This window comes from Limnochordia bacterium, from assembly GCA_023230925.1.
Lineage (GTDB): Bacteria > Bacillota > Limnochordia > DUMW01 > DUMW01 > JALNWK01.
Window position 1 is genome coordinate 1 of the sequence record JALNWK010000088.1, and the last position, 6,463, is coordinate 6,463.

Annotated in this window: 5 protein-coding genes, 4 tRNA genes and 2 pseudogenes; 1 reads left to right on the plus strand and 10 read right to left on the minus strand. The window is 47.4% G+C overall.

Annotated elements, in window-relative coordinates; translation table 11 throughout:
• The 9 genes and pseudogenes from M0Q40_12240 to M0Q40_12280 form a co-directional block, all read right to left on the minus strand.
• Nucleotides 1–212: hypothetical protein (locus M0Q40_12240; protein MCK9223364.1), on the minus strand; the 212-nt coding region annotated here is incomplete at its 3' end.
• A 135-nt stretch (nucleotides 213–347) separates the two neighbouring features.
• Complete coding sequence (locus tag M0Q40_12245) at nucleotides 348–938, minus strand: beta-lactamase family protein (protein MCK9223365.1); 591 nt, start codon at nucleotides 936–938, stop codon at nucleotides 348–350.
• Nucleotides 939–1,593: 655 nt separating this feature from the next.
• A tRNA-Thr gene (locus M0Q40_12250) sits at nucleotides 1,594–1,669 on the minus strand.
• 6 nt (nucleotides 1,670–1,675) lie between these two features.
• A tRNA-Gly gene (locus tag M0Q40_12255) sits at nucleotides 1,676–1,751 on the minus strand.
• A gap of 13 nt (nucleotides 1,752–1,764) precedes the next feature.
• A tRNA-Val gene (locus M0Q40_12260) sits at nucleotides 1,765–1,839 on the minus strand.
• 194 nt (nucleotides 1,840–2,033) lie between these two features.
• Nucleotides 2,034–4,427: pseudogene (locus M0Q40_12265) on the minus strand (heavy metal translocating P-type ATPase).
• A 20-nt stretch (nucleotides 4,428–4,447) separates the two neighbouring features.
• Nucleotides 4,448–4,678, minus strand: a complete 231-nt coding sequence (locus M0Q40_12270; protein MCK9223366.1) for a metal-sensitive transcriptional regulator — start codon at nucleotides 4,676–4,678, stop codon at nucleotides 4,448–4,450.
• A gap of 235 nt (nucleotides 4,679–4,913) precedes the next feature.
• Nucleotides 4,914–5,198: a hypothetical protein gene (locus tag M0Q40_12275; GenBank protein ID MCK9223367.1), complete on the minus strand. Its 285-nt coding sequence runs from the start codon at nucleotides 5,196–5,198 to the stop codon at nucleotides 4,914–4,916.
• A gap of 303 nt (nucleotides 5,199–5,501) precedes the next feature.
• Nucleotides 5,502–5,577: transfer RNA gene (locus tag M0Q40_12280), tRNA-Glu, on the minus strand.
• Between the two features lie 624 nt (nucleotides 5,578–6,201).
• On the opposite strand from M0Q40_12280, the pseudogene M0Q40_12285 reads away from it, so the two are divergent.
• Nucleotides 6,202–6,345 (plus strand): annotated as a pseudogene (locus tag M0Q40_12285) (sugar phosphate nucleotidyltransferase).
• Here M0Q40_12285 and M0Q40_12290 read toward each other — a convergent pair.
• A partial coding sequence (locus M0Q40_12290; protein MCK9223368.1) for a hypothetical protein occupies nucleotides 6,274–6,463 on the minus strand: 190 nt, incomplete at its 5' end. The pseudogene M0Q40_12285 and the gene M0Q40_12290 sit on opposite strands and share 72 nt — an antisense overlap.

Consider the following 6,463-nt stretch of genomic DNA (forward strand, 5'->3'; position numbering starts at 1 on the left):
GCACGAAACAATCGTCTGTATAACCGAAGACTATCGTAGTGGGCTTGTACCGCTCGGACTATATCCTTCATGTTCGCCTTACGATACCGTGCCTTACCGCATGGCTGTACCGGTGGTACACATACAGGAAGGCCTTGTCCTATAGCCAAAGCAATTAGCGTTATCACAAGTAGAATGACGATGTCTTCTTTCTTTCGTTTACTTAGTCTCATAAACAATTCCTTCCATGGAAAAAACTCATAATGAAAGGATTCTCCGCAAACAGTTTAGTCTCCGTCTTCGGAATTGTTTACGCACTTCTCAGATCAATTCCCTTAATTCAGATCAAGCGTTCGTACTTCGCATTCTTAAGTCCCATAAGTGCAACCCCACCAGCGAAAAGGATGGTCCTTATCCTCGAGATTGATTTTGCCTACCTTCTTGTTCAGCGATTCCAAGGTAATACCGTAATAATCATTGTCTTGTCCGTTTAGAAAGTTTGCCGCCATGTGCCAGTCGAGATAGTACTCTCTATAGCCTGAAGTATGGGTTACAAGCCGTTTCAGCGTCGGATAGTAGCCCTTGGTTGGTAGTAAAAGATACTGATTTATTTGCGCGTCCAGATCTATTTTTTCCTCTTGGATTGCCTTACAAAGAAGTGAAGTCGTAAACGTTTTTGTGAGCGAGCCGATCTCATAGTCATATTTGTCTTGTGGTACGACCGTTCCATTATATCCATATACGGTATATGCTATTTCCCCGTCTTTAAGGATCCCCACAGTAATAAGGGCGTTTTCATTTCCCTTTGTCGTGTAATGAAGCATATCCTTAAAAGACATGGATGGGATCTTGCTCATCTGCCAGGAGGAATATAGGTATATACCACCTAGGGCTACTGCAACAATGATTACAACTGAAACTGCAATCTTCACAATCAGTTTGCGTTTCCTTGCAGCCATACCCTCTCTCTTTCCTCCTGTTCACCATCTGTTAACGCCGTAAGCATCGTCCGGTGTCAGACAATACCCACTTGATAAATTACACCGCAGACTAACTTGCGGTTCTAAGTACATACTCCGGAGTAATCCTACCAGGACAACCCTACACATCTGGCCGCCAAGCTATCCATACCAATTGGCGATCTATCCGTCCCTCAATGATCTGTCTTTAACAAGAATACCACCAAAACAACGGCCCCTCAAGAGCAGCTATTTCGCTGTATTTCCTCCGAACATGAGAAAAACACCCTATTAACACCGAAAAGATGCTTACCACCGTCTAGTAGTTACCCTCGTATATGCATGACATCGTAGACAAGGCGGCGCCAATATTCCCCGAGTAGCATTTGGATAGCCTGATGACGTCACTTGGTATCGCACTATTAGTGACTCAGCAACTGAGTAGACGTGCCAATGGTCCAAGAAGCCAATCAGAATGGACGAACCTACGATGAAGATATCTAGCGTGCTCTACCTCTTCTGCATTCTTCAGGGAAACCTTCAGCCACGTTAGTTGGGGCAACCGTATTTACCCTATTTTACCCGATGCCCCCATAATTTCACTTTTGGATGGTAAAGGCAAAAAGAAAAACCCTTTATTATCAAGGGTTTGAGATGGAGCCGGCGATAGGACTTGAACCCACAACCTGCTGATTACGATTCAGCTGCTCTACCGATTGAGCTACGCCGGCATAAAATGGAGCGGGCGACGGGACTCGAACCCGCGGCCCTCAGCTTGGGAAGCTGATGCTCTACCAACTGAGCTACGCCCGCTCGAAACTATAAATGGTGGGCACGGCTGGTATCGAACCAGCGACCTCTGCAATGTGAGTGCAGCGCTCTCCCCCTGAGCTACGCGCCCATGTGTTTACATTATATATCCACAAGAAAGGCAAAGTCAAGAGCTTGAAACCTCCGACTACAGTCTTCGTTCATTGCTTGCTTGAGCAGATACCCCTGCCTTTGCTGCATCGACTAAGGAATGGGTCCTACTGCCGGAAAATCCTAAGGCAGCTGATAGGAGAAACCCTGTCAGCTGCCTATGAACTGCGCCCATTACTGGAAAGGGTTAAACCGTTTTAGAAGCAGGGAGTTTGCAACCACCGAGACTGAACTTAGGGCCATTGCTGCACCGCCAATTACTGGCGTAAAAACACCAAAGACAGCCAGGGGAATTACCACCGTATTGTATATCACAGCCCAGAAAAGGTTCTGACGAATCTTACGCAGGGTCTGTCGGGACAATCTAATAGCGGCGGGAATGGCCCGCAGATCCCCTCGGGTTAAGGTAACAGATGCACTTTCGATTGCAATATCGGTACCTGTGCCAATCGCCATGCCCACATCGGCTAAGGCCAAGGCCGGTGCGTCGTTGATACCATCACCCACCATCGCCACCACTTTGCCTTAGGCCTTAAGTTGCTTGATGCGATTAGCCTTATCATCGGGAAGTACTTGGGCAATTACTTGTTTGATCCCTACTTGTGTTGCAACAGCCCGAGCTGTCCTTTCCCGATCTCCAGTTAGCATGTAGACTTCTATACTCATATTATCAAGCTGTTGTATAGCTTCGGCGGCATGTTCCTTAACCGTGTCCGCAACGGCGACTAAACCCACCGGGTAACCCGCCGTTGCCACAAACATAACCGTCTTTCCTTCTTCTTCAAGGCGTTGGAAGAGTGACGGATCGAAGGTGACGTTTTGCTCCGCCATTAACGTCTCGTTTCCTACATACCAGGTGGCATCCATGGTGCTGAACTGTATGCCTTTCCCAGATATCGCCATGAAATCCTTGATTGATGGAAATTCCACGCCCGCTGCAGTTGCTTTTTTTACAATAGCTTCTGCAAGAGGGTGCTCCGATAGCTTTTCTGCAGCACCAACAACTGCCAAAACCTCGTTTTCCTCGTAGGGCGGCAAAAGGATTAAATCGGTAACAGCCGGAGTGCCTTCCGTGATAGTCCCTGTCTTATCCAAGACAACGGTATCTATCTTTCCGGCTCGTTCTAGATGCTCTCCGCCACGGATCAAAATGCCTAATTCAGCACCTAAACCTGTTCCAACCATGATAGCTGTTGGCGTAGCAAGCCCCATCGCGCAGGGACAAGCCACCACAAGAACAGTAGTCATGTGCAGCAACGCTTCAGCAAACCCATACCGTGGATACCACCCAATAAATGTAAGCACAGCAAGAATAATCGCCCCCGGGACAAACACCCTTGAGACCTGATCGGCTAGACGTTGAATCGGAGCCTTCGATCCTTGTGCCTCTTCAACCAATCGAATAATCTGAGCCAGGACTGTGTCCTCTCCAACTTTAGTAACTCGGAAAGTGAAGCTCCCCTGTTTATTAATTGACGCCCCCACCACTTGATCACCCGGCTTTTTATCCACGGGAATGCTTTCCCCGGTTAGCATAGATTCATCTACACTGGTTCTTCCTTCGATAATGACTCCATCCACGGGAACCCGTTCCCCTGGCCGAACTAATGCAATATCTCCCAGGACAAGCTCCTCAACGGGTACCTTGATCTCCTTGCTATTCCGCAATACTGATGCGGTTTTAACCTGAAGATCGATGAGTTTCTCTATAGCTTGTGAGGTTCTCCCCTTAGCAATCCCCTCTAAGATCCGTCCTAAGAGAATAATGGTCACCAGCATCGCGGCTGATTCAAAATACAGGGTTTGCCAACCAGCAAACAAGGAGACCACGCTGTAGAAATACGCTGCGGACGTGCCAAGGGCTATCAAGACGTCCATGTTTGGACTGCCTGCTTTCAGAGCATGATAGGACCCTCTATAGAACTGCCAACCAGCCACAAACTGAACCGGTGTAGCCAATGCAAACTGAACCCAAGGGCTCAAGAAGGCTGATTCATAGCCGAGCATGCTTAAAACGTGGATAACGATAAGGGGTATCGACAGGACCAGTGCACCAGTAAAACGATATAGCTGTTTTCGGATTTCCTCTTGTCTCGCCTTTTTTCGTTCCATTATCTCGAATCTCTTGGCAATCCTTGTCGGGTAACCAAGTCCTGCAATTTCCTCTCGAATCCTCTCAGCAGTGATGATCCCAGGGAAATACTCAATTCGGCCTACACCTGTAGCAAGGTTAACGGTGGCCTTCTCTATGCCGGAAAGCCTATTCAGGTGTTCTTCTACTTTTGCTGAACAGGATGCACAAGACATGCCATCAATAGATAACTCTAGTCGCTCAACACCTACTGTATAACCTAGATCTTGTACCATCGCTACAATGTCATCGGGACCTATTACTCCCCTATCGTAGACAATGGTTCCTTCTTGGATAACTAGGTTGACATTTGCATCAAGCACACCCTGTTTTTGCTTTAGTCCTTCTTCTACGCCCGCCGCGCAGCTTGCGCATTTCATTCCTTGAATTGAAAGCCTTAGCAGATCCCTTTGGCTGCTTTCCCTATCCTTTTCCATAGTAATGCCTCCTTAACCGGCTACAGTAGCTTGAAAACCGTTCGGAGTAGCTCATCTATTACCTGTTCATCACCTTGTTGTAGTTGCTCGATGACACATGATTTCATGTGCTGCTCAAGAAGCAGTCTAGCAACACTGCGAAGAGCCGATTGTGCCGATGCAATCTGAACGAGGACATCGTCACAGTAGACACCCTTTTCTATCATTCTCTTAATCCCCCGGATCTGACCTTCGATCCGATTTAGCCGGATGGTAAGGTCCTTTGCCGACTCCTCATCTGACCACGAACGACATCTAGTGCAATCCGAAGTACGATCAATTTCATTCACCGATTACCCCTCCTCTCAGTTTGTAAAAACACTATACTATACCCCCCTACCCCATGTCAATCCCCAGGGTTTACCTCTTTTTAAGCTGCCCAAGCATAACCAGCGTTAATCGTTGGTTATAAATAGGCCCCACGGGTGGACCCGTGGGGCCTATTCATTAATCCTTTTCTAAGCGCGCGCCTGCATCGATAAGCAGTCTATGCAGCTCCTGCCACTCAATGTAGCCAGGCCGTGCCGATGAGATCATCCCTTCAGGATCGACAATTACGTTATAGGGTATACCCCGCTGTCCAAAGCAAAGCGGGGTAATCCCGTTGTCAATCAGAATCGGTATGGCATATCCGTACTTAGCCGCAGATTTCCTGGCATTCGCCGGTGAACCATCCACCGGATGGTAAGAACCGCTACCTATCGCTAAATCGCCGATGGATATCTTCGACAAAAGGTAACTCCTTCTGGCACCAGCTGCAGTTGTTTCCCCAAAAGAAGACAAATACTACCTTTCCTTGGTAATCCCCGGGGTCCACGTAAGTAACAGGATCCTACTGTTCAATGTTAAATTCACACATACACCCCCAGACTTTTATTATGTCCGGATGGTTCTACAAATTCGACCCTGTTTTCTTCTGAATACCCCCATGGGTATATAGAGATCTTGAGGATGTGGGAATGCGGTTTCCGCTTAGTTGATATGTCAGAAACTAAAAAAGCACCTTAGAGCAAAGGTGCCGTTTTCTGATAAGGATGGTACCCCCAACCGGATTCGAACCGGTGCCTTCGCCGTGAAAGGGCGGTGTCCTAGGCCTCTAGACGATGGGGGCACGTATTTATCTCGGGTTGACCAAGCTAAAAGGCCAGACCCACGGATGATGATATAACATTTCCGAACCGATGTCAATACCTCTTCCGGGAAAAAACACAATAGGGTCAACGATTGGCCGTGTACTAGATATTCCAGACCTTAAGGGGAAATGTTCCTTTAGATCACCACTTAATAATGCCAAACCCTGTTATCCGCACGGCTGCCGTTATGATACCAGGTTATCATTGGCATGTCAATACAGTGTGTGCCGACATTTTCCAGTGCTAGGAGCGCATATTCGCCTTTTTCTAGGTCATACTACCAAATGAAGAGAGCGGTAACGTCTCACCCAAACGACTCGAACCTGATTGGTCGAATCGGATGAATACCTGTGTCAACATCGTATTCTACCCTTTATGCTTGTGTTTTAGAGCATGTTGCTTTGGCTGAACCACTTACTGCTCTCTTTTTGTGCAGGAATTACCGGTTAGAACCAGAATAGATACTGTATGCAAACTGCTCGAAAGGGGTTCTGTTGTCTACAGGAGCCTCAGACTGCTCAACAAACAAGTCTGGCTTAGTCGAAAGGAGGATAGGCAAAGTCTTCCCTGGGTTGAAGGGGAGTAGCTTTGCCTAAAACTAGATGAAAGCAATATTACCCGTTGCAGGGATTGGATCCCGGCTACGTCCCCAAACCCACACTGTACCCAAGGCTTTAGTACATGTGGCTGGCAAACCAATTCTTGGACATATTCTGGACACTCTTATCCCTATTGGTATTACCCAGGGCCCCGTCAAAGTCAACGAAAATATCGATATGAAGGGGAATTGAAAAAAGGGCTGGTAATCCGCTCAAATAACCTTTATAATTGAAAGCGAAATCAAAGTCAAAGGAGAGAGCAGAC

Bases quoted from the DNA above. Each gene is read 5' to 3' on its own strand.
- M0Q40_12245 (MCK9223365.1), bottom strand. From the start codon at position 938: ATGGCTGCAAGGAAACGCAAACTGATTGTGAAGATTGCAGTTTCAGTT.